19 protein-coding genes are annotated in these 19284 nt (G+C 61.2%); 10 read left to right on the top strand and 9 right to left on the bottom strand.

All coding sequences use genetic code 11. The annotated features are described in order from the left end of the window. Window positions 1-7 precede the first annotated feature (7 nt). The 4 genes from B0H98_RS11455 (at window position 8) to recQ (ending at window position 5407) form a co-directional block, all read left to right on the top strand. Complete coding sequence (locus tag B0H98_RS11455) at window positions 8-1282, top strand: ABC transporter substrate-binding protein (protein WP_106375194.1); 1275 nt, start codon at window positions 8-10, stop codon at window positions 1280-1282. A 199-nt stretch (window positions 1283-1481) separates the two neighbouring features. Next, entirely contained in the window at window positions 1482-2366 is an 885-nt protein-coding gene (locus B0H98_RS11450; protein ID WP_106375193.1) for a carbohydrate ABC transporter permease, read from the top strand. Next, window positions 2363-3211: a carbohydrate ABC transporter permease gene (locus tag B0H98_RS11445; RefSeq protein ID WP_106375192.1), complete on the top strand. Its 849-nt coding sequence runs from the start codon at window positions 2363-2365 to the stop codon at window positions 3209-3211. The genes B0H98_RS11450 and B0H98_RS11445 overlap by 4 nt, the downstream gene beginning before the upstream one ends. A gap of 60 nt (window positions 3212-3271) precedes the next feature. Further along, complete coding sequence (recQ, locus tag B0H98_RS11440) at window positions 3272-5407, top strand: DNA helicase RecQ (RefSeq protein ID WP_106375191.1); 2136 nt, start codon at window positions 3272-3274, stop codon at window positions 5405-5407. Between the two features lie 27 nt (window positions 5408-5434). On the opposite strand, the gene B0H98_RS11435 is transcribed toward recQ, so the two are convergent. The 4 genes from B0H98_RS11435 to mtnA all read right to left on the bottom strand — a co-directional run bounded on the left by B0H98_RS11435 (window position 5435) and on the right by mtnA (window position 9548). Then, complete coding sequence (locus B0H98_RS11435) at window positions 5435-6910, bottom strand: PhnE/PtxC family ABC transporter permease (RefSeq protein WP_106375190.1); 1476 nt, start codon at window positions 6908-6910, stop codon at window positions 5435-5437. Beyond that, on the bottom strand, window positions 6910-7563 hold the full coding sequence (locus B0H98_RS11430; protein WP_106375189.1) for a phosphonate ABC transporter ATP-binding protein: 654 nt from the start codon (window positions 7561-7563) through the stop codon (window positions 6910-6912). The genes B0H98_RS11435 and B0H98_RS11430 overlap by 1 nt, the downstream gene beginning before the upstream one ends. Before the next feature lie 2 nt (window positions 7564-7565). Then, a complete protein-coding gene (locus tag B0H98_RS11425; RefSeq protein WP_106375188.1) occupies window positions 7566-8432 on the bottom strand; it encodes a putative selenate ABC transporter substrate-binding protein in 867 nt (288 codons plus the stop codon). A gap of 99 nt (window positions 8433-8531) precedes the next feature. Then, entirely contained in the window at window positions 8532-9548 is a 1017-nt protein-coding gene (mtnA, locus tag B0H98_RS11420; RefSeq protein WP_106375187.1) for an S-methyl-5-thioribose-1-phosphate isomerase, read from the bottom strand. Between the two features lie 99 nt (window positions 9549-9647). Here mtnA and B0H98_RS11415 point away from each other — a divergent pair, with 99 nt between their 5' ends. The 3 genes from B0H98_RS11415 to B0H98_RS11405 are packed head-to-tail and all read left to right on the top strand — an operon-like array spanning window position 9648 to window position 11518. Then, window positions 9648-10235 (top strand): methylthioribulose 1-phosphate dehydratase, encoded by a 588-nt coding sequence (locus B0H98_RS11415; protein WP_106375186.1) that lies wholly within the window; start codon window positions 9648-9650, stop codon window positions 10233-10235. Then, the gene (mtnC, locus tag B0H98_RS11410; protein ID WP_106375185.1) at window positions 10232-10936 is read left to right on the top strand and encodes an acireductone synthase; all 705 of its coding nucleotides are present in this window, start codon (window positions 10232-10234) and stop codon (window positions 10934-10936) included. Before B0H98_RS11415 ends, mtnC begins: the two co-directional genes overlap by 4 nt. A 33-nt stretch (window positions 10937-10969) precedes the next feature. Beyond that, window positions 10970-11518, top strand: coding sequence for a 1,2-dihydroxy-3-keto-5-methylthiopentene dioxygenase (locus B0H98_RS11405; protein WP_106375184.1), 549 nt, complete (start codon window positions 10970-10972; stop codon window positions 11516-11518). Window positions 11519-11601: 83 nt separating this feature from the next. Here B0H98_RS11405 and mtnK read toward each other — a convergent pair whose 3' ends face one another. Together mtnK and B0H98_RS11395 are read right to left on the bottom strand one after the other, a co-directional pair. Beyond that, window positions 11602-12888: an S-methyl-5-thioribose kinase gene (gene mtnK / locus B0H98_RS11400; protein ID WP_244183112.1), complete on the bottom strand. Its 1287-nt coding sequence runs from the start codon at window positions 12886-12888 to the stop codon at window positions 11602-11604. 52 nt (window positions 12889-12940) lie between these two features. After that, complete coding sequence (locus B0H98_RS11395; RefSeq protein WP_106375182.1) at window positions 12941-14149, bottom strand: GGDEF domain-containing protein; 1209 nt, start codon at window positions 14147-14149, stop codon at window positions 12941-12943. Window positions 14150-14371: 222 nt separating this feature from the next. Between B0H98_RS11395 and B0H98_RS11390 the strand changes: the two genes are divergently transcribed. After that, window positions 14372-14656, top strand: a complete 285-nt coding sequence (locus B0H98_RS11390; RefSeq protein WP_106375181.1) for a YrhK family protein — start codon at window positions 14372-14374, stop codon at window positions 14654-14656. Window positions 14657-14787: 131 nt separating this feature from the next. Here B0H98_RS11390 and B0H98_RS11385 read toward each other — a convergent pair whose 3' ends face one another. After that, the gene (locus B0H98_RS11385; protein ID WP_208623609.1) at window positions 14788-15675 is read right to left on the bottom strand and encodes an MBL fold metallo-hydrolase; all 888 of its coding nucleotides are present in this window, start codon (window positions 15673-15675) and stop codon (window positions 14788-14790) included. A 36-nt stretch (window positions 15676-15711) separates the two neighbouring features. Continuing rightward, window positions 15712-16350, bottom strand: coding sequence for a DsbA family protein (locus B0H98_RS11380; protein ID WP_106375180.1), 639 nt, complete (start codon window positions 16348-16350; stop codon window positions 15712-15714). Between the two features lie 85 nt (window positions 16351-16435). On the opposite strand from B0H98_RS11380, the gene B0H98_RS11375 reads away from it, so the two are divergent. After that, window positions 16436-17356, top strand: coding sequence for a LysR family transcriptional regulator (locus B0H98_RS11375; protein ID WP_106375179.1), 921 nt, complete (start codon window positions 16436-16438; stop codon window positions 17354-17356). A gap of 21 nt (window positions 17357-17377) precedes the next feature. Here the strand turns inward: B0H98_RS11375 and B0H98_RS11370 are convergent, their stop codons facing one another. Continuing rightward, window positions 17378-18130 (bottom strand): DeoR/GlpR family DNA-binding transcription regulator, encoded by a 753-nt coding sequence (locus B0H98_RS11370; protein WP_106375178.1) that lies wholly within the window; start codon window positions 18128-18130, stop codon window positions 17378-17380. A 160-nt stretch (window positions 18131-18290) separates the two neighbouring features. Here B0H98_RS11370 and B0H98_RS11365 point away from each other — a divergent pair, with 160 nt between their 5' ends. After that, a complete protein-coding gene (locus B0H98_RS11365) occupies window positions 18291-19283 on the top strand; it encodes an ABC transporter substrate-binding protein (RefSeq protein ID WP_106375177.1) in 993 nt (330 codons plus the stop codon). Window position 19284 lies beyond the last annotated feature (1 nt).

The following is a 19284-nucleotide window of genomic DNA, read 5'->3' as shown; positions in this document are numbered from 1 at the left end:
CCATCCCATGCAGCGTCGCCTTCCGTTTGCCCTCTCGGCACTTGCCGCGGGCCTGTTGAGCGCAGGCCAGGCCTTTGCCACTCAGCTCACCATGTACTATCCGGTCTCCGTGGGCGGCGCCCTCACCGATGTGATCGACAACCTGGTCAGCGAGTTCGAGCAGGCGCATCCGGAGATCGACGTGGAAGCCATCTACGCCGGCAACTACGACGACACCCGCGTGCGCGCCATGTCGGCCCTGGAAGCCGGCGACGCGCCGCAGCTTTCAGTGCTGTTCTCCATCGACCTGTACGAGCTGATCGAGCAGAACGCCATCGTCGCCTTCGATGACGTGGTGCAGACCGACGAAGAGCGCGCGTGGCTCGACAGCTTCTACCCCGGCCTGATGGAGAACGGTCAGCTCGATGGCAAGACCTACGGCATTCCCTTCCAGCGCTCGACCATCGTGCTCTACTGGAACAAGGACGCCTTTGAAGCCGCGGGGCTTGACCCGGAAACGCCGCCGGAAAACTGGCAGGAAATGGCCGAGATGGCTGCCGCCATTCGCGAGGCGAGTGGTGATGAGCAGTGGGGCGTCATGGTGCCCTCCACCGGCTATGCCTACTGGATGTTCCAGGCCTTCGCCTTCCAGAACGGCCACCGCCTGATGAGCGAGGACGGCACCGAGGTCTATTTCGACGACCCGGCGGCGGTCGAGGCGCTGGAGTACTGGGTGTCGCTTGCCGAAGAACATGACGCCATGCCCAGTGGTGTGATCGAGTGGGGTACCCTGCGCCAGAACTTCCTTGAGCAGTCCACGGCGATGATGTGGCATACCACCGGCAACCTGACCGCAGTACGCAGTGATGCCGATTTCGATTTCGGCGTGGCCATGCTGCCCATGAACACCCAGCGCGGCAGCCCCACCGGCGGCGGCAACTTCTACCTGTTCGAAGGCTCAAGTGAAGAGGAGCAGCGCGCCGCCATGACCTTCATCCGCTGGATGACGGCTCCGGAGCGCGCGGCGGACTGGTCGATCGAAACCGGCTACATGGGCGTAAGCCCCGCCGCTTACGACACCGACGCCCTGCGCGACTACGTGGACACCTTCCCGCCCGCCGCCGTTGCCCGCGACCAGCTCGAACACGGCACCGCCGAGCTTTCCACCTACCAGGGTGGCCGGGTGCGCCGCGCGCTGGATAACGCCGTGCAGGCCGCCCTCACCGGCCAGATGACGCCTCTTGATGCCCTGAGCCAGGCCCAGCGCGAAGCCGAAGGCGTACTGCGCCGCTACGCGCGTTAGATATCACCAGGCCGTCATCTGAAAGGCCATTCTTGAACGCGGTCTTGAGTAATTCGTAGCGGGGGTCTTTCGCCAGGGATGGCGAAAGTAGCGTCCAGGGATGGATTCACAGCGCCCCCGCGTAGAGTTGCTCAAGCCCGCCCACCCCAACATGCTTCAGCGCGTTTTGACTAAGCGCGTCTTAACCTGCGGTTGACTCATGATGCTTTCCGCTCACCACAAGCTTCAGCTCTACGGCGCCCTCTTATTGCTGCCCGCCGCCCTGCTGCTGACCACGTTTGCCTACATTCCCACGGTCACCACGCTGATCAGCAGCCTGTTTCTGCCCGGCTTTCGCGGTGCGCCCGCCGAGTTCGTGGGGCTCGAGAACTATCAGGTGCTGTTCATTGATCCCACGTTCTGGAAAGTGGCGCGCAACAACCTGCTCTACGCGCTGGGCACCATTCCCACCTCCATTGCCCTGGCACTTGGCATGGCGCTGTTCGTCAACGCCCGGCTCCCGGGGCGGGGCCTGGTGCGCATGGCCTATTTCACGCCCACCATCCTGCCCATGATCGCGGCGGCCAATATCTGGATGTTCTTCTACGCCCCGCAGATCGGCCTGTTCAACAAGCTTTTAGGGGCGCTCGGCTTTTCCGGGGTGAACTGGCTGGGTGATCCCGCCGTGGCGCTTGGTTCGGTGATGGCCATGTCGGTGTGGAAAGAGGCAGGCTTTTTCATGATCTTCTATCTTGCCGCCCTGCAAGGCATGCCCCCGGAGCTCAAGGAGGCGTCCGACCTGGAAGGCACCAGCCGCTGGAGCTTCTTCTGGCGGGTGACGTTTCCACTTCTGATGCCCACCACGCTGTTCGTGCTCATCAACGCGCTGATCAACGCCGTGCGCGTGGTGGATCACCTGTTCATTCTCACCAAGGGCGGGCCGAACAACGCCACCAATCTGCTGCTCTACTACGTGTACGAGAACTCCTTTGCGTTTTTTGATCGCACAACGGCGGCCACGATCACCGTGGTCATCCTGCTGACACTCGCCATCATCGCCACGCTGAAGTTCACCCTGCTCGACCGCCGGACCCACTATCAATGAGCTCACTCACCGCCTTCTCGCCCAGCACCGCTCGTCGCGTTCACGCGTGGCGGTCGCTTGAAACGATCGCCGCCTGGCTTTTGGCGCTGATCTGGATATTTCCGCTGCTCTACGCGTTCTGGGCGGCGTTTCACCCCAGCGAGTACATGGTGCGTTTCGATCTGCTGGCGCCACTGACCCTGGATAATTTCGCCAACGCCTGGGCCCAGGCACCGTTTGCGCGCTACTACTTCAACACCTTTGCATTGGTCACGGGCGTGGTAGTCGGCCAGTTCGTGGTGTGCACGCTGGCGGCGTTCGCCTTTGCGCGCTTTCCGCTGCCGGGCAAGAACGTGCTGTTCATGCTGGTACTGATTCAGCTGTTCATTTTCCCCGAAGTGCTGATCGTCGAAAACTACCGCATGGTCAGCGAACTCGGCTTGATCAATACGCTGACCGGCGTGGGCTTGCCTTACGTGGCCAGCGCCTTCGGGATCTTTCTGCTGCGCCAGACCTTCAAGACCATTCCCCAGGAGCTTGAAGACGCCGCACGCATCGAGGGCTGCAGCTGGCTTGCGATTCTGTGGAAGGTGTACGTGCCCCTGGCCAAGCCCACGTACCTGGCTTATGGGCTGGTATCGATCAGCCACCACTGGAACAACTTCCTGTGGCCGCTGGTGGTCACCAACTCGGTGGAAAGCCGCCCGCTCACGGTGGGGCTCGGGATATTTTCCGCTCCGGAAACCGGCGTCAACTGGGCTACCATCAGCGCGGCCACGCTTTTGAGCATCGCCCCGCTGCTGGTGGCGTTCTTGCTGTTTCAGCGCCAGTTCGTGCAGTCGTTCTTGCGCGCGGGCATTCGCTAGGCGGGCGCTCGCCCGGTTTTTCGTGCGACAATCTCCAGCCTGGCAACAAGGAGAGCATTGATGCACGGCGAACCCAACCCGGCGGCGTTGAAGGTACTGCAGGAGATCTTTGGCTTCGATCAGTTTCGCGGCCCGCAGCAGCAGATCATCGAGCATGTAATTGCCGGGGGCGATGCCCTGGTGCTGATGCCCACCGGCGGCGGCAAGTCGCTGTGCTACCAGATCCCGGCGCTGATTCGCGAAGGTACCGCCATCGTGGTGTCGCCGCTGATCGCGCTGATGCAGGATCAGGTGGCCGCCCTTGAGCAGAACGGCGTGCGCGCGGCCTACCTGAACTCCAGCCTTGACTACCATGAGGCGGTCGAGGTGGAAAACCGCCTGCGCTCAGGCGACCTGGATCTTCTCTACGTGGCACCCGAGCGCCTGGCTACGGCGCGCATGCAGATGCTGCTGGAGCAGGCCTCTATTGCCCTGTTCGCTATCGATGAAGCCCACTGCGTTTCCCAGTGGGGTCACGATTTTCGCCCCGAGTACCGCCAGCTCTCCCAGCTTCATCAGCGCTTCCCTCAGGTGCCGCGTATTGCGCTGACCGCCACCGCCGATGTGCCCACCCGGGGCGATATCATCGAGCATCTGCAGCTCCAGGACGCGGCGCTGTTCAATAACGGTTTTGATCGGCCCAACATCCGCTACCATATCGCCGAAAATCAGGGCAACGCCCGCGAGGCGCTTTTGCGCTTCATTCGCGAGAACCACGATGGTGAGACGGGTATCGTCTACTGCCTCTCGCGGAAAAAGGTGGAAGACACCGCCGCCTGGCTTGAACGCCAGGGGCTGAACGCGCTCCCCTATCACGCCGGGCTGCCCCCGGAGCAGCGCCAGGAACATCAGACCCGCTTTCTGCGTGAAGACGGCGTGGTGGTGGTTGCCACCATTGCCTTCGGCATGGGCATCGACAAGCCGGACGTGCGCTTTGTCGGGCACTTGAACCTGCCCAAGAGCATCGAAGCCTACTACCAGGAGACCGGCCGCGCCGGGCGCGATGGTTTGCCCGCGGATGCGTGGATGGCTTACGGGCTACAGGATGTGATCACGCTGCGTCAGATGCAGCAGGGCTCCGAGGCATCCCACCAGCAAAAGCGCATCGAGCAGCAGAAGCTCGACGCCATGCTGGGGCTTTGCGAGATCATCAGCTGCCGCCGCCAGGCGCTGCTGCACTACTTCGGCGACCACCTGGACGCGCCCTGCGGCAACTGCGACAACTGCCTGACCCCGCCGCAGACCTGGGATGCCACCGTGGCCGCGCAAAAGGCGCTGTCGTGTGTCTATCGCACCGAGCAGCGCTTCGGCGTGACCTATCTGGTGGACGTGCTGCTGGGTAAAACCAACGAGCGCATCACCCGCTTTGGTCACGACCGGATCAGCACCTTCGGCATTGGTGGCGAGCTTACCGCCAACGAGTGGAAGGCGCTGTATCGCCAGCTGATCGCCAGCGGCTACCTGAGTGTGGACATGGAGGGCCACGGCGGCATCCGCCTCACCGCCAACGCCAAGCCGGTGCTGCGCGGCGAGCAGCCGCTCACCCTGCGCAAACCCGTCAAGGCCAAGGCCGCCCGCCGCGGCAAGGCCGGCTCCCCCGCCCAGGGCCACGGTGCCCTCTGGGAGGCGCTGCGCGAACACCGCAAGACGCTTGCCGACGCTCAGGGCGTGCCCGCCTACGTCATCTTCAACGATGCAACGCTTGCCGAACTCGACGAGCAGCGCCCGCAGAGCTTGGCCGCACTTGGCGGCATCACCGGCATCGGCGCGCGCAAGCTCGAGGATTACGGCGAAGGGATTCTGGCGGTCATCACGGCGCACAAGGGCGCGCCCGCAAGCGCCCCCGTAGGCGACAGCGCCCAGGAATCCGCCACGCTCTTGCGCCAAGGGCTGACACCGGAGGAGATCGCCCAGGCCCGCGGGCTGGCCCCCAGCACCGTCTACCGCCATCTGGCCGATGTGATCGCCAGCGGCGCGCTGGCGCTCGAGGACGTGATTACGCTGGATGACAACACGCTCAAGCAAATCCGCGCAGCGCTCGAGCAGCACGCAGGCCAAGGCATGAAAGCGGTGTTCGAGGCACTCGAAGGGCGGTTCGATTACAACGTACTGGCCTGCGTGCGGGCCTGGCTAACCGTCAGGCCCGGGAGTTCATAGCCTTCATATGGCGCTTTGAAAGCAGGCTCAGCACTGCTGGCGATTGACGCCGTGACGCAGGCGCAGGTAGCCGCGCAGCCGCCGGGCGAGCACATCGACGCCGATATTGATCAGCGCGGTGATCAATATCAGCACCATCGCCCGGTCGAAGCGGATTTCCTGAATGGCGCTGTCCACGTAGAAGCCGAGCGTGGCGATGCCCAGAATCCCCAGGATCGCCGTCTCGCGCAGGATGATCTCCCAGCGGTAGAACAACAGCGCCAGAAACGGGCCGTACAGGCGCGGCACCATCTCATACGTGTAACGATCGACGCCGCGCGGCGCATCCTGACGAAGCTGTAGCTCGTTGCTGCGCCGGCCCACCAGGTGCGCGATAATGCCGCCGTTGTGCAGCGCCAGCGCCACCACCGCCGGCAGCATCGACGGCCCCCAGAGCTGCAGCAGGATGAACGCCAGCATGTATTCAGGTGTCGAGCGCATCACGACCAGCATCACATGGCCCGCCATCCCGCTTGCACGCCCGGTAAAATGGCGCGAAATCACCGGGAAGAGCGCAAGCGCCAGCACCCCGGTGGCCACCAGGGCAATCTGGGTGAGCAGCAGCGTATTCCAGATGCCGGGCAGCGCCTGGTTCATGAACAGCTGGGCAAACCACTCCCAGAGCGCGGCGAGTCCCTCGCCCCTTCTGAGCGGCGCGGGCACGATATCTTCAGAAAAGAAGCGCGCCACGTTCGACCACATGATAGGAAGCCCCGTGCCAAGCAGAAACGGCGCCACCAGCAGATAGACCGGCAAAAGCCGTGGGCGTACCCACCAGCGCAGCGTGCCGATCAGCAGATAGAACACCAACAGCAGCGCCCCCACCGTCGAATAGTGGCCCTGGGCGAAGGCCGCCATCAGGTGGTAGCCGATGGTCGGCATGCCCACAAAACCCAGCACCGCACTCGAGCGCAACCCGCACTCCAGCCGGTAGGCCGTATAGCTCACCAGATGCGGCCAGGCCTGGCTGATGCGCGCGTAGACAAGCTTCGAGAACCGCCCGGCGCGCCGGGGGAGCACGTCAAGGGGCAGCGGGTCGGTCTCGTCGAGCATTTCGGCGTACACCTTGGCGAAGATGCCGGCGTAGGGAATGGCAATGGCCAGCACCCCGGTCACCGGGTGCAGGCCGAAACTCTGCAGAAAGATCAGCGCCCAGAAGAGTTCGTGGATGGCGCGAATGAAGGCGCTGAAGGTGCGCACCCACCAGCGGTGAAAACACAGCGCCAAGAGCATGCCCGCCCCGGCACCCAGGCCCACGCCGACAAACGCGAAGGCGACGGTGCGCAACAGCGCCTGGCTCAGTGAATCGACACTGCTGAAATCCGGCTGGATGAGACCCAGCAGCAGTTGACCGATAGAGCGCCACGGGTCGTGGGCGCTGATCTCGAAATCACCCAGCGCAAGGCATACCAGCGCCAGCACGATAAAGCCCAGCGTGACGAGGGTGGTGGGACGCAGCGCCATCAGTAGAGATCCTGAAGGGCCGCGCTTGAGAGCGTCTCGCTCGGAGCATCGAGCACGATCGCGCCCTCCTTGAGCCCGACGATACGGGTGCAGAACGCCAGCGCCAACTCCAGGTCGTGCATCGCCAGCACCGAGCGCGGGTAGCCCTGGGTGAGCTTGGCCATCACGTGGCTCGCCTGGGGGCCATCGAGCGCCGAGACCGGCTCATCGGCCAGCAGCAGGTCGCCCTGCTGGTAGAGCACCCGGGCCGCCGCCACGCGCTGGCGCTGGCCGCCGGAAAGCTCGCCGCAGGGCGCCCAGCGTTTCTCACCGATGCCCACCTCGTCAAGCAGCGCCACAATCTCGTCGATATCGCGCCGCCACGGCCTTGCCAGCGTGACCAGATTGCGCCACCACGGGTGGCGATCAAGCCGCCCCATGTAGACGTTGTGAAACACCGAGAGCGTATCAACCAGCCCCAGCGCCTGGGGCATCAGCGCCACGTTCTGCGCCTGCCAGCGGTCGAACATCAGCGAAAGCAGCGTCGACTTGCCCGCCCCGCTCTTGCCGATGAGCGCGACCCGCTCACCGGCAGCGATTCGAATCGACAGCGGCCCGAGCACCCGCGTGGCGCCATAGTGCGCCTCGGCGTCCTTGAGAACGAAATCGCTCACCCTTACAGCAGGTCCAGCGATACGGCGACGTCGTGAATGGGCTGGAAATCCTCATTGGTGGCCGGAATGAAGCCCGAGCGCGGGAAGCTCGCCAGCAGCGCCGGGTCGTCCATGTCGAGCAGCGCCTGCTGCAACCGCTCGGTGAAGCCTTCGCCGAAGCGCTCATCCACGTCGCCACGCACGGTCCAGTGATAGTCCGGATAGGTCGGCGATTCCCAGACGATCTGCACCTGCTCGGGGTCGACGTTGCCCTGATCGACCTCGTTCTCCCAGGCGGTGTAGCTCAGAACGCCCGCCTGATAGGCACCGGACTGCACCAGCGACACCGTGCGGCTATGGTTGCCGCTGTAGCCCACGCGCTCGAACAGCTCGTTCGGCGAGGCGCCCAGGTCACGGGTCAGAAAGTACTCCGGCATCAGCCGCCCGGAGGTGGAGCTTTGCGAGCCGAAGGTAAAGGTGAGCCCCTTGAGCGCCTCGGGCGCGGTGTCGGACTCGACCGGCGCGATGCCGGTGGCCTGGTTGGCGATAAAGTAGCTCTTGTACTCCGGGTCCTCGACACCCTGGGCAATCGCCTGGGAGCCGGGCACCAACTCGCGCGCCTGAACGCCGGTCAAGCCGCCGAACCAGGCCAGCTGGACCTGGTTGTTGCGAAACGCGGTCACGGAGGCGGCGTAGGAGGTTACGGGAATGAAGCGCACGTCGACCGCGAGCTCGTCGGCGAGGTAGTCGGCCACCGCCTGAAAGCGTTCTTGAAGACGGGTTTCGTCCTCGTCGGGAATGGCGGTAAACACAAGCGTATCGGCAGCGGCAAGCGGCGAAACGAGCGCAAGCAGAACGGCCGCACGGGCCAGAAGCGGTTGGCGAAGCATAGGAACATCCTTTGACAGGGAAGGATAAATCGGCACGAGTCGCCGAGGCAAAGCTCGCCAAAGCATAGCAGGTCCTTCAGCAAGTTTTACCGGCCGCATTTAACGGCAATGCTCGCCTCGGGCGATGGCGGCGGCGTCGAACACGCCGGTATCCAGCACCCAGCCGGTTACCAGTGACGCTGGCGTGACATCAAAGGATGGGTTCCACACCGGGGCGTTTTCCGGCGCCCAGACGATATCGCCAAAGGCGCCGGTGGCCCCGCGTATTTCCGCGGCGTCGCGCTGCTCGATGGGGATATCGTCACCGGTGGCGCAGGCCGGATCGACCGTGGTGTAGGGCGCCACCACATAAAACGGTACCTGATGGTAGCGGGCGACCACCGCCAGCATGTAAGTACCCACTTTATTGGCAAAGTCGCCATTGGCGCAGATGCGGTCGGCGCCGACCATCACTTTATCCACCTTGCCGGCGGCCATCAGGCTTGCCGCCATGCTGTCGGCAATCAGCTGGTAGGGAATGTCCAGATCGGCCATTTCCCAGGCGGTCAGCCGCCCGCCCTGCAAAAGCGGGCGGGTCTCGTTCACGTAGACATGCAGCGTCATGCCGCGCTTTCTGGCCACCGCCAGCGCGCCGATCGCCGTGCCCACGCCGGCCGTGGCAAGTGCCCCGGTATTGCAGTGGGTAAGCACTCGCTCACCCTCTACCAGCAGGTCTGCGCCACGCTCGGCCATGCGCTGGCACAGCTCGCGGTCTTCCTCGAACAGCGCTGCGGCGCGCCCCGCCAGCGCCGCTGGCCCCTGGGCAAAGCAGGCTTCCAGCGCATCCAGGCAGTACATCAAATTGACCGCCGTAGGACGCGTCGCGCGCAGGCGATCACTTACCCACTGCCACTTATCTTCCTGCCCCGGATGGCGCGCGGCGTACTGGGCCAGCACGAACGCTGCGCTCAGGCCGATCAGCGGCGCGCCGCGTATCGCCAGGCGCTTGACCGCCAGCTGCCAGGCCTCGGGGGAGTCGCAGCGCTCCCACTGTTCGGCCTGGGGCAGGCGCGTCTGGTCCAGGTACTCAAGCGAGTCGGCGTAAAGTCGCAGACTGCGGGATTCAAGTATGGGCATTGAAGGCTCCTTGGCGCTCGCCGGGCGTGCGGCTTATCAAGCGCGGAGCATATCATATAGAATGAAAGCCACTCGAACACAGGCGAAGCCGAACAAACGATGACTTCAAAAGACGAACTACTGACGGCCATTGCCTGGGCGGCGGCGCAGGGCTGGACGCCCGCCACCGGCGGCAATTTCTCCGCCCGGGTGGAAGGCGGCTATCTGGTCACGGCCTCAGGGCGCGACAAGACCCGCATCCAGGCCGATGACCTGCTGCTGTGCGACCTTGACGGCCAGGTGCTCAAAGGCAGCGGCAAGCCGAGTGCCGAAAGTGACCTGCACGCCGCGCTCTACCGGCTGGATGAACAGATCGGCTGCGTGCTGCATACCCACACCGTGGCCAGCACCGTGCTCTCGCGCCGTTTCCCTGACGGCATTGCGCTGAACGGCTTCGAGATGCAGAAAGCCCTGCAGGGCAACACCACCCACGACGCCACCCTCTGCCTGCCGGTGGTGCCCAACTCCCAGGATATGGATGTGCTGGCCGCCCACGTGCGCGACGCCTGGCCCATGCCCTGGGGCTTTCTGGTGGCCGGCCATGGTATTTACGCCGTGGGCCGCAGCGTGGCCGAGTGCCGCCGCCATCTGGAAGCGATCGAGTTTTTACTTGCCTGTGTTCTTGAAGAGAGTCGGTGGTCCCAATGATGAATACCCCAGACCTTGCTGATGCCAACATTCGCGCCGTCGTCACCGATATCGAAGGCACCACTACCGATATCCGCTTCGTGCATGACGTGCTGTTCCCTTACGCCCACGACCAGCTTCCCGAGTATGTGAACACTCACTCGGCCCAGCCGGACGTTGCCGAGCAGATAGACGCGGTGCGCCGTGAGCTGGGTGATCCCGACGCCTCGCTGGATAGCGTCATCGAGACGCTTCTGTACTGGATCGAAACCGACCAGAAAAAGACCTCGCTCAAGGCATTGCAGGGCATGATGTGGGCGGATGGCTACCAGCGCGGGGCGTTTCAGGGCCATCTTTATGCAGACGTGGCGCCGCGCCTTCGCCAGTGGGCAGAGGCAGGCAAAAAGCTCTACGTCTACTCCTCGGGCTCCGTTCAGGCGCAGAAGCTGCTGTTTGGTCATAGCGTCGAGGGCGACCTGACGCCACTGTTCAGCGGCTACTTCGACACCCATATCGGCCACAAGCGCGAGATAAAAGCCTACCGCCATATCACCGCCGAGCTTGGCCTGCCCGCCGCGTCAATCCTGTTTCTATCTGACGTGGTGGAGGAGCTGGACGGTGCAAGGCAAGCGGGCATGCAGACGCTGCAGCTGGTACGCGAAGGCACCCAGGCGGGCGCCGAGCACGCTAGTGTGGCAAGCTTCGATGAAATCGACCTTTAACGGTTTACCCCTTCATTAGTGGAGAGCGCCTTGATGTCACAACTCAAAGTATTCACCGACCAGGACCCGAGCACCGCCTTGACCGACACCACCGACGGCGAGCAGATCAAGACCGCGCTCAACCGCGTGGGCGTGCTGTTCGAGCGCTGGGCCACGCCCGGCGAGATTGCTGATGATGCCACCCAGGACGATATTCTGGCGCTCTACCAGGACGACATCGAGCGCCTGAAAGCCCAGGGCGGCTACCAGACCGTGGACGTGCTGCACATGGTGCCCACGCATCCGGAAAAGGACGCCATGCGCCAGAAGTTTCTGAACGAACACCGCCATCATGAAGACGAAGTGCGCTTTTTCGTGAAGGGCCAGGGGCTTTTCTGCCTGCATATCGAGGACAAGGTGTATCAGGTGCTGTGCACCCAGGGCGACCTGATCAGCGTGCCTGCCGATACCCCCCACTGGTTCGATATGGGACCCGCGCCTGAATTCACCGCGCTGCGTTTCTTCGACAACGTGGAAGGCTGGGTGCCGCACTGGACCGAGAGTGATATCGCCGGCAAGTTTGATCGGATTGATCAGCTTTAAATAACCTGACTTGCGTAAGGCGCAGCGGATTTTGAATCCGCCGCGCCTTACGCCTGCTCAAGATCATGATTCGTTACATCTTATCAACCTACCTCAAGCGCATCTTGTCGGTTGTGCATTTTGGCAAGCTTCCTTAATGCCGCCATATCTGAATAGGCCGCTGGATTGACCACCAATTCTTCGCCCATCAACAGGTTGCGCGCTTCAAGGCCTGCCCGTAATGCCGTGTCCTCGATCTCTTCGAAATCCGCGTTGTGGGCGAGCGACAGCACCCGGCGGTGCATCTCGATGCCACAAAACGCCAGCGCATCCTGGCGAATTTCCTCGAGCAGCGCATCGCAGGCCGCCTCGCTTTCGTGGCCCTGATCTTCGAAAAGCGCGCGGGGAAACAGGATGCCGGTGCGCTCGGTTTGCCAGAGGTGGCGGAACTCGGCGTCAAAGCTTGTAAAGCATGCCTCGATCACCTCGAGTATCCACGCTTGATACGCGGCCAGGTCACTGTCCAAGCGGTGGGCTGGCTGGCTGAAATACGCCATCAGGAAGTTGGCCACGGCCATGCCCAGATCGAACGCCATGGGCCCGTACTGGGAGAACTCCGGGTCGATCACGCGGACATCGGTGTCGGTCGCCATGATCGAGCCCGAGTGCAGGTCACCGTGCAGCATGGTTTCGGCGTTGGCGGTGAACTTCAAGAGCATCCGCTGGGCGCGGGCCTTCAATGTCGCATTGCCGCGCAGCCGTTCCACCACCGGCGAAAGCGCCGGCGTGTGATGATTCATCTCGGCATTGAAATAGGGGTCGGTGAACACCAATGATTCGGTAATCGCGGGAATCGCCACGTTGCCGGAGAAAAGTCCGACGTCCTGCTTTTTCTCCGGGCTTTCCAGGGAAAGCTCCGAGCCGCGAAACGCGGTGCGTGCGCAGAACCGGCCCAGGGTTTCGCCAAGCCCTGCCACCCGCTCGCCGTTGATCAGCTTGCGGCGCAGAATGACGTGCGGATGCAGGTACTCCATCACGATCAGCGCCTGGGCCTTGTCGAAATAGAACACTTCAGGTGCCACGCCCGGGTCGCGCCTTGCCTGACGCACCAGCGCGTAATACTCGAAATGCGCGCGATAAAGCGGCAATGGCCAGCTTTCGCCGACCATGCGTACATAGGGCAGCGCCTGCTTGACCACCACGCTGCCGACGCTGCCCGTGACGATAAACACCAGGTTCAGGTTGCCATCGCCTACTTCACGTATTTCCCAGCTGGCGGAATCGCCACCGACGCGGCTGGCGACTTCATGTACATCTCCCAGGCGCGTTGCCAGGGTATCGACACTCAGCGCTTCATAGCGCGTGGCTTCTTCGCGGTGTTCGTGCTGCACAGCGTGCTCCTTAGCAGTTTTTTGCGTATTTGCTCTTACCGCCATGCCAATGTCAAACGGTAGCCGTCTTCTCATCGACTGCCCAGGTGCGGTTGCGGCCATCATGCTTGGCTTTATAGAGTGCGGCATCGGCCAGGCGCAGAAGATCTCCCGCCTGAAGATTATCGCCTGGGCATATCGTGGCCACTCCAACACTCACCGTAATGATGCTATCGGGCGAATAGCCATGATTGGGAATCTGCAGCGCCTCGATGGTATGGCGGATACGGTCCGCCGCCTGCTGGGCGGCCGCGGGTGTAGTGTTCGCCATCAGCAGCACGAACTCCTCGCCGCCAAACCGCGCCAGCAAGTCAGTCCCGCGGCTTTCGCTTTGCATGGCTGCTGCCACCTGACGCAGGCACTCATCCCCCTGCACATGCCCGTAGTAGTCGTTATAGGCCTTGAAGTGGTCGATATCGATCACCATCAACCCGAGGCAGCTGCGCTGCTCAGCAGTCTCTTTCCAGCGCGTGGCAAGCTCAGCATCGAACTGACGCCGGTTGGCAATATTGGTCAACGAGTCGGTCATGGAGAGCTGCGACAGTTTCTGGTTATCTTTCTGGTAGTAGCCGGCGCGCAGCTTCTCTCTGAGTACCAGCAGGTAGGACTTGCGCTCGCTGCGCTCAAGGCGATAGTTGGTCACCAGGGTGAACAGCGTCGTGGTAAAAATGCCCAGCATCGCAAGGTTCTTTGCCTCACGGGGCATGGGTTCGTAATCCGCCACGAATATCAGCATGATCAGGATGCTGACGGCCGAGGAGAGGCAGGCATACGCAAAACGTAGTGGAAAGAAGATGTTGCCCGCAATCAGGATAAGACCGAACGAGAAAACGTCAAAATAGGAAAACGGCGCGGTAGATGCGGTCAGGATCAAGCAGGCAATGAGCATGGTCATGACAATGATGCTGGCCATCAGCGTTTCCCTCACCGCTGGCGCAACGCCCCGGTAAATCAGCCAGAAAATGGGCAGGGTAAACGCAAATACGGAGCCCAAGCGTAGCAGCAGGATCTGGGTAAATATCTCGTTACGAAAGCTGTAGTCGTTGATCAGAAAAAAACAGTAGATAGGAATGGCGATGAGCCCGGCCACCACCATGGTATGGCTTCTCCGCCGATGAGTGTCTGCCTCGAAACGTGTCTCAAGGGCTTTGGCAAAACGCAGCCGGAAGCGCTCGCTTTCCAGCTCGGTCTCTATGGCTTTAAGTAACGTATCGTTGATCATTACCAGCCCTCTTAGCCACGGAAAGTCCATCGTTTTGTCGCGCTGCTGTTCACTATACTTTACGGGTAGTCTGCCACATTCAGCACTCCCGATATCGAACAATATTTCAGCATAACGGGCTGAAAACGCCTACGCTTTTGGGCGGAACTTCAAGGCAGATGCCTGGATGCAACAACGAGCCAGCGTATGGGCTCATGCCGTCTACTGAAAAGGGAGAACGCAATGCAGCGCCAACAGGATCCTGAAACCCAGGACTGGACCTTTACCTTCGGCCATGAGGAGCTGGTGATTCATCGCCGCTATGAAGTGCTGAGCATTCTCAACGACTTCCTGATCGGCATCTGGTTCAGCGTGGGAAGCGTGTGCTTCTTTTTTGAGGGCACGCCCAAGACAGTGGGCGTGTGTCTGTTTGTACTCGGCAGCATTCAACTGCTGATTCGCCCAACGATTCGCCTGCACCGCTATATTCGCTTCAAGCACCTGCCCGGCACTGATCAGGATGGTTAATGCTCAGCCAGATACAGGTAGGCAGTAAAATGCCTTTGGCCACCAAAATAGGCAGCCAAAGGGTTTTGCTAATACGATCCCGGCACTGAACTAGATGGCTCCTTTAAGTCTTTGTATCGCAGGGCCCCGCTCTACCACTCCATTTCGCCCATGATGACCTTCGAACTCAGCTCCAGACTAGATGTGCCGAGCAGACTGGGGTAGCGCGTCTGCATCGCTTCGATCAAGTCAGAGGCATTATCAGCCTTGGCCGCTTGCTCTTCAAAAGTACGCAAATAGTCGGCGGTGAACTGTACGGCGCTCAAATCGAGCTGGCTGCCTGGCGCGAAGTGGCCCGGCACTACAGTAGTAGGCAAGAGCGCAGCGATATCAGAAAGAGTAGCCAGCCAGTTGTCGCGTGATTCCTCGGTCTGGGTGTCAGCTATCCAGACGTGTTCGCCCGCCATCACTGGAATGCCGCCTACAACAGCATTGATATCGGGAATCCACACGAAAGTACGATCCGGTGTCGGACCGTCAAGCCCCATGATTTTGAGGTCGTGGCCTTCAAGCGTCAGCGTATCGCTTTCAAGTGGCTGGGGTATGACCAGGCGCTCAGGTGCGTTATCGCCCAGTTGCGGCCCCCATACGTTCAGCTTTTCCTCTTTGGTCTCTTGAATATGTTCGATGGTCTGCTCGGTAGCGAACACTTCAGCATTGGGGAAGGCATCTACCAGCGCGGCCAGGCCAAAATAATAATCGGGATCACCGTGGCTGATATAGATAGTCGTTAGGCGCTTGCCAGAAGCGTTAATCATCTCGATCAACTGGCGCGCATCGTCGGTCGAAAACTGCGCATCGATCAAGATCGCGTCTTCCTTGCCTTCCACCAGCACGGAGGAAACCGCAAAGATGGCATCTTCTCCAGGATTATAGATTTCAAGATTCAGCGCCTCTTGCGATGCAAGCGCAGGCAAGGCGCTTCCCAACGAGAGAGCAGCAGTCAACAGTGTACGATTGAGGATGCCTGGCAGTTTCATTCTTTTCTCCTTTAAACAGCTTTTTAAGCGTGATTGTTACGCGTGGATAACGGCGTTTATAAAATCCGCGGGGCTTGAGTAAAGAGCCTGCGATTGCAGCGGCCCTTCGTCACCCTTACTTTCCACCACAAGACTTGGCACGCCCTGTAAAGACCAGCGGCGCATGAACGCGTGTGCCCGTTCCTTGCGGCGCTGATAAGCAACCTGCAGGCTTTCATCATCACGGCTGAGCAGTTCGGCCGCCTGAGCCAGCCCTAGCTTGCCTAGCAGTTCAACCAGTGGAGCCTTGCCGATGACATCCATACCCTCTACATAGCGGGCACGTTGAATGGCCTTCAAGACCTCGAACTCACGCTTGGGTGCGGTGAGGTAAACAGCCGTAAGCGCCAGCGTGGCCTGCTCGCTATCAAAGCGCTGATGCCGATTACCCAGCACGTCTTGCCGATAGGCTTCACTGAAAGGTTGTGAGGTAAGCGCAGCGATGCGCTGGTCGTTTTTCCAGGCGTATGCTGCAAACTGATCGTCCATCTCTCTGGCGCCGTCAGAGACAAATAGCCCCGTCGGTAATAGCTCAAGGGTTATGCCTGCCTGGTTTTGTACTGCCTCAAGTGAAGGTGTTGCGCCGTAACACCAGCCACATAGCGGATCCATCAGGTAAACTAGTCGTTTCGTCATTGATGCTTACTCCTGATTAACTTAATGTCGCTAAGAGTAAGTCCCTCTTTCACCCTGTTAAACACACCATTGGGAAACACACTGTATGCCAAAACCATACATTGGCTCCGCTCATACTAGCGGCGCTCCCAACCTGAACCGTTTGGCGTATTTCACTGCTGTGATTGAAACAGGCTCGTTTACCGCTGCCGCAGAACAGCTCGGTGTTACCAAGGCAGTGGTGAGTCAACAGGTCGCAAGGCTTGAACAGGACGTGCAGACATCGCTGCTTATTCGCAGCACACGCAGCGTGCGCACCACCCAGGCAGGTCAACTCTTCTATGGCCGCTGTGTCGCTATCTTACGTGATGCCGAAGAGGCTTTTGCAGAGCTGAACGATGGCCGCGAAGCGCCGACCGGAGTGTTACGGCTCACGGCACCGATCGATTACGGTTTGAGCGTGATTGTTCCCACCATCACCGAATTTACCAAGCGCTATCTAAATTGCCGGGTAGAAACACACTTCAGTGACAACATGGTGGACTTGATGGCCAGCGATATGGATCTGGCTATTCGTGTTGGCTGGCTTACCCAAGAGCATTTGCAAGTCAGGCAAGTGGGTACGTTCAAGCAGCATCTGGTAGCCTCCCCAACCTGGGGTGACCGACTAAGCGATATCCAGCGGCCGACGGAACTCGCCACCCTGCCCTGGATTGCCAATACCGCGTTAAAAAAACCACGTCAATGCACGTTTACCGCGCCCAATAAGAGCGTCGAAACTGTCGACTTCACGCCTCACACTGCGTTCGATATCACGTTGGCAGTCAAAGAGGCCGTAGTGAGCGGAATCGGCCTTGCAGTGCTGCCTGACTATTTGGTCAAGGAGGAGCTTAAAGCAGGACGCTTGATAAGTGTGCTGCCCCACTGGGCGCTCGCATCGGGCAATATCACAGCCGTCTTTCCCGAGACCAAGTTCCGGCCCACCAAGGTACGCGCCTTTGTCGACCTACTTGTCGAGCGTACTTAAAACCGCTGATTTGGCCGCGCTTCAGCTTAGAAAGATGACGCCCCTGGCCGCCAACGGGCTGCGCAGCCGGTCAGGCAGCGGTATATCGGTCACCACTGCGTCGTAGTCGGCAAGGGTTCCCGCCGCGCAGCGCAGGGTCAGATCGAACTTGGTTTTATCCAGCACCAGAATACGGTAGGCCGCGTGGGCCAGCAGCGCTTCCCGGGCCGTGACCTCGTCATCGTTATAGTCAAAAAGCTGCCCCTGACTATCCATGCCGCCTACTGACACCACGCCCACATCCACCCGATAGCGCTGAAAAAAGCGCCAGGCATCGCCGCCAATCACGTCCTGGTCGCGGCGGCGCACCCGGCCGCCCGCCACGGTAAGCTCGCACTCCCACTGACACAGCTTGATCAGCGCGTGCAGATTGTTGGTCATGATCTGCAGCCCCTGTGTGGCATGCAGGGCGTCGGCCAGTTGCTCAACCGTGGTGCCGGTACCCAGAAACAGCGATTGATGGGGCTGAATCAGCGTCGCCGCCTGGCGGGCGATATGGCGCTTGCCCGCCTCGTTGACGATCTGGCGCTGGTCGTAGCCAATATTCTCCTGGTCGGGAAACGGCAGAACTTCGCCATGCCTGCGCAGCACCAGCCCCTTTTCGGCCAGCACGCGGACATCGCCCCGCAGCGTCTGTACAGAGACGCCAAACTGGCAGGCCAGCCTTTCCAGCGGCTGACGCCCCTGCTCTCGCACCTGTTCAAGCAGCCGCCGCCGACGTTCGTTTAGGCCCATCTACTTCTCCTTTTTAACCCCCATGGCCCGCCTCGCCACCCAGGCGAAAGTCTCCTCTTGCAATGCGAAACCTCGCTGCCATCAAACGAAAGCGTAGTGTCATCATGTTGTAAGCAGATGACACTAATGTGGAGAGCGTTCACTCATTGGAGGTTTTCTGATGTTCAAGCGCCCACTCTGCACCGCCGTTGCTGTTTCCAGCACCCTTGCTGGCCTGACCCTGTCAGCGGCTGCATTCGCTGATGACACGCTCACGCTCTACACCAGCCAGCCCAACAGCGACGCCCAGCAAACCGTCGATGCCTTTCAGGCCGCCTACCCTGAGATTGAAGTGGAGTGGGTACGCGACGGCACCACGCGCCTGATGACCCGCCTGCGCTCCGAGCTGGCCGCCGGGGTCAGCAAGCCCGATGTGCTGCTGATTGCCGACAGCATGACCATGGAGTCGCTCAAGCAGGACGGCTACCTGCAGCCTTACCTGAGCCCCGAGCGCGATGCTTATGCGTCAGAGCTTTTCGACGCCGAAGGCTACTACTACGGCACCAAGCTGATTACCACCGGCATCATCTACAACACCGGCGCCGAGGAGCAGCCGCAAAGCTGGCAGGATCTGCTCAAGCCTGAATATGAGGGGCTGGTCACCATGCCGAGTCCGCTTTACTCGGGGGCCGCACTTATCCATATGGCCGCGATCAGCGCCAACCCCGCGTTGGGTGAAGGCTACTACGAAGCGCTCCACGACAACCGCACCGAAGCCCAGGGCGGCAACGGTGGTGTCTTCAACGCCGTGGCGGCCGGCACCAAGCCCTACGGCATCGTGGTGGATTTTCTACCCATCCGCGAGGCGGCCAAGGGCTCGCCGGTCGAGTTCGTGTTTCCGGAAGAGGGCGTGAGTGCAGTCACCGAGCCGGTGGGCATCATGGCGGGTGCCGAGCACCTGGATGCGGCGCAGAAGTTTGTCGATTTCGTGCTCTCTGAAGAGGGCCAGCAGCTGGTTAGCGGCCAGGGCTATCTGCCTGCCCGCGCGGATGTAGCTCCCCCCGAAGGCTTTCCCGCCCGTGACACCATCGAGCTGATGCCCGTGGATACCGCCGAGGCGCTTGAGCAGGAAGCGGCCATGAAGCAGCGCTTCAGCGACCTGTTCGGCGGTTGAT

Source organism: Vreelandella songnenensis, from assembly GCF_003002925.1.
Lineage (GTDB): Bacteria > Pseudomonadota > Gammaproteobacteria > Pseudomonadales > Halomonadaceae > Vreelandella > Vreelandella songnenensis.
The sequence above is the reverse complement of the archived record's forward strand: the minus strand, read 5'-3'. Positions and strand labels throughout refer to the sequence as shown.

Coding starts and splice junctions, on each gene's coding strand:
- B0H98_RS11455 (WP_106375194.1), top strand. CDS start 8: ATGCAGCGTCGCCTTCCGTTTGCCCTCTCGGCACTTGCCGCGGGCCTG.
- B0H98_RS11450 (WP_106375193.1), top strand. CDS start 1,482: ATGATGCTTTCCGCTCACCACAAGCTTCAGCTCTACGGCGCCCTCTTA.
- B0H98_RS11445 (WP_106375192.1), top strand. CDS start 2,363: ATGAGCTCACTCACCGCCTTCTCGCCCAGCACCGCTCGTCGCGTTCAC.
- recQ (WP_106375191.1), top strand. CDS start 3,272: ATGCACGGCGAACCCAACCCGGCGGCGTTGAAGGTACTGCAGGAGATC.
- B0H98_RS11435 (WP_106375190.1), bottom strand. CDS start 6,910: ATGGCGCTGCGTCCCACCACCCTCGTCACGCTGGGCTTTATCGTGCTG.
- B0H98_RS11425 (WP_106375188.1), bottom strand. CDS start 8,432: ATGCTTCGCCAACCGCTTCTGGCCCGTGCGGCCGTTCTGCTTGCGCTC.
- mtnA (WP_106375187.1), bottom strand. CDS start 9,548: ATGCCCATACTTGAATCCCGCAGTCTGCGACTTTACGCCGACTCGCTT.
- B0H98_RS11415 (WP_106375186.1), top strand. CDS start 9,648: ATGACTTCAAAAGACGAACTACTGACGGCCATTGCCTGGGCGGCGGCG.
- mtnC (WP_106375185.1), top strand. CDS start 10,232: ATGATGAATACCCCAGACCTTGCTGATGCCAACATTCGCGCCGTCGTC.
- B0H98_RS11405 (WP_106375184.1), top strand. CDS start 10,970: ATGTCACAACTCAAAGTATTCACCGACCAGGACCCGAGCACCGCCTTG.
- B0H98_RS11395 (WP_106375182.1), bottom strand. CDS start 14,149: ATGATCAACGATACGTTACTTAAAGCCATAGAGACCGAGCTGGAAAGC.
- B0H98_RS11390 (WP_106375181.1), top strand. CDS start 14,372: ATGCAGCGCCAACAGGATCCTGAAACCCAGGACTGGACCTTTACCTTC.
- B0H98_RS11385 (WP_208623609.1), bottom strand. CDS start 15,675: ATGAAACTGCCAGGCATCCTCAATCGTACACTGTTGACTGCTGCTCTC.
- B0H98_RS11380 (WP_106375180.1), bottom strand. CDS start 16,350: ATGACGAAACGACTAGTTTACCTGATGGATCCGCTATGTGGCTGGTGT.
- B0H98_RS11375 (WP_106375179.1), top strand. CDS start 16,436: ATGCCAAAACCATACATTGGCTCCGCTCATACTAGCGGCGCTCCCAAC.
- B0H98_RS11370 (WP_106375178.1), bottom strand. CDS start 18,130: ATGGGCCTAAACGAACGTCGGCGGCGGCTGCTTGAACAGGTGCGAGAG.
- B0H98_RS11365 (WP_106375177.1), top strand. CDS start 18,291: ATGTTCAAGCGCCCACTCTGCACCGCCGTTGCTGTTTCCAGCACCCTT.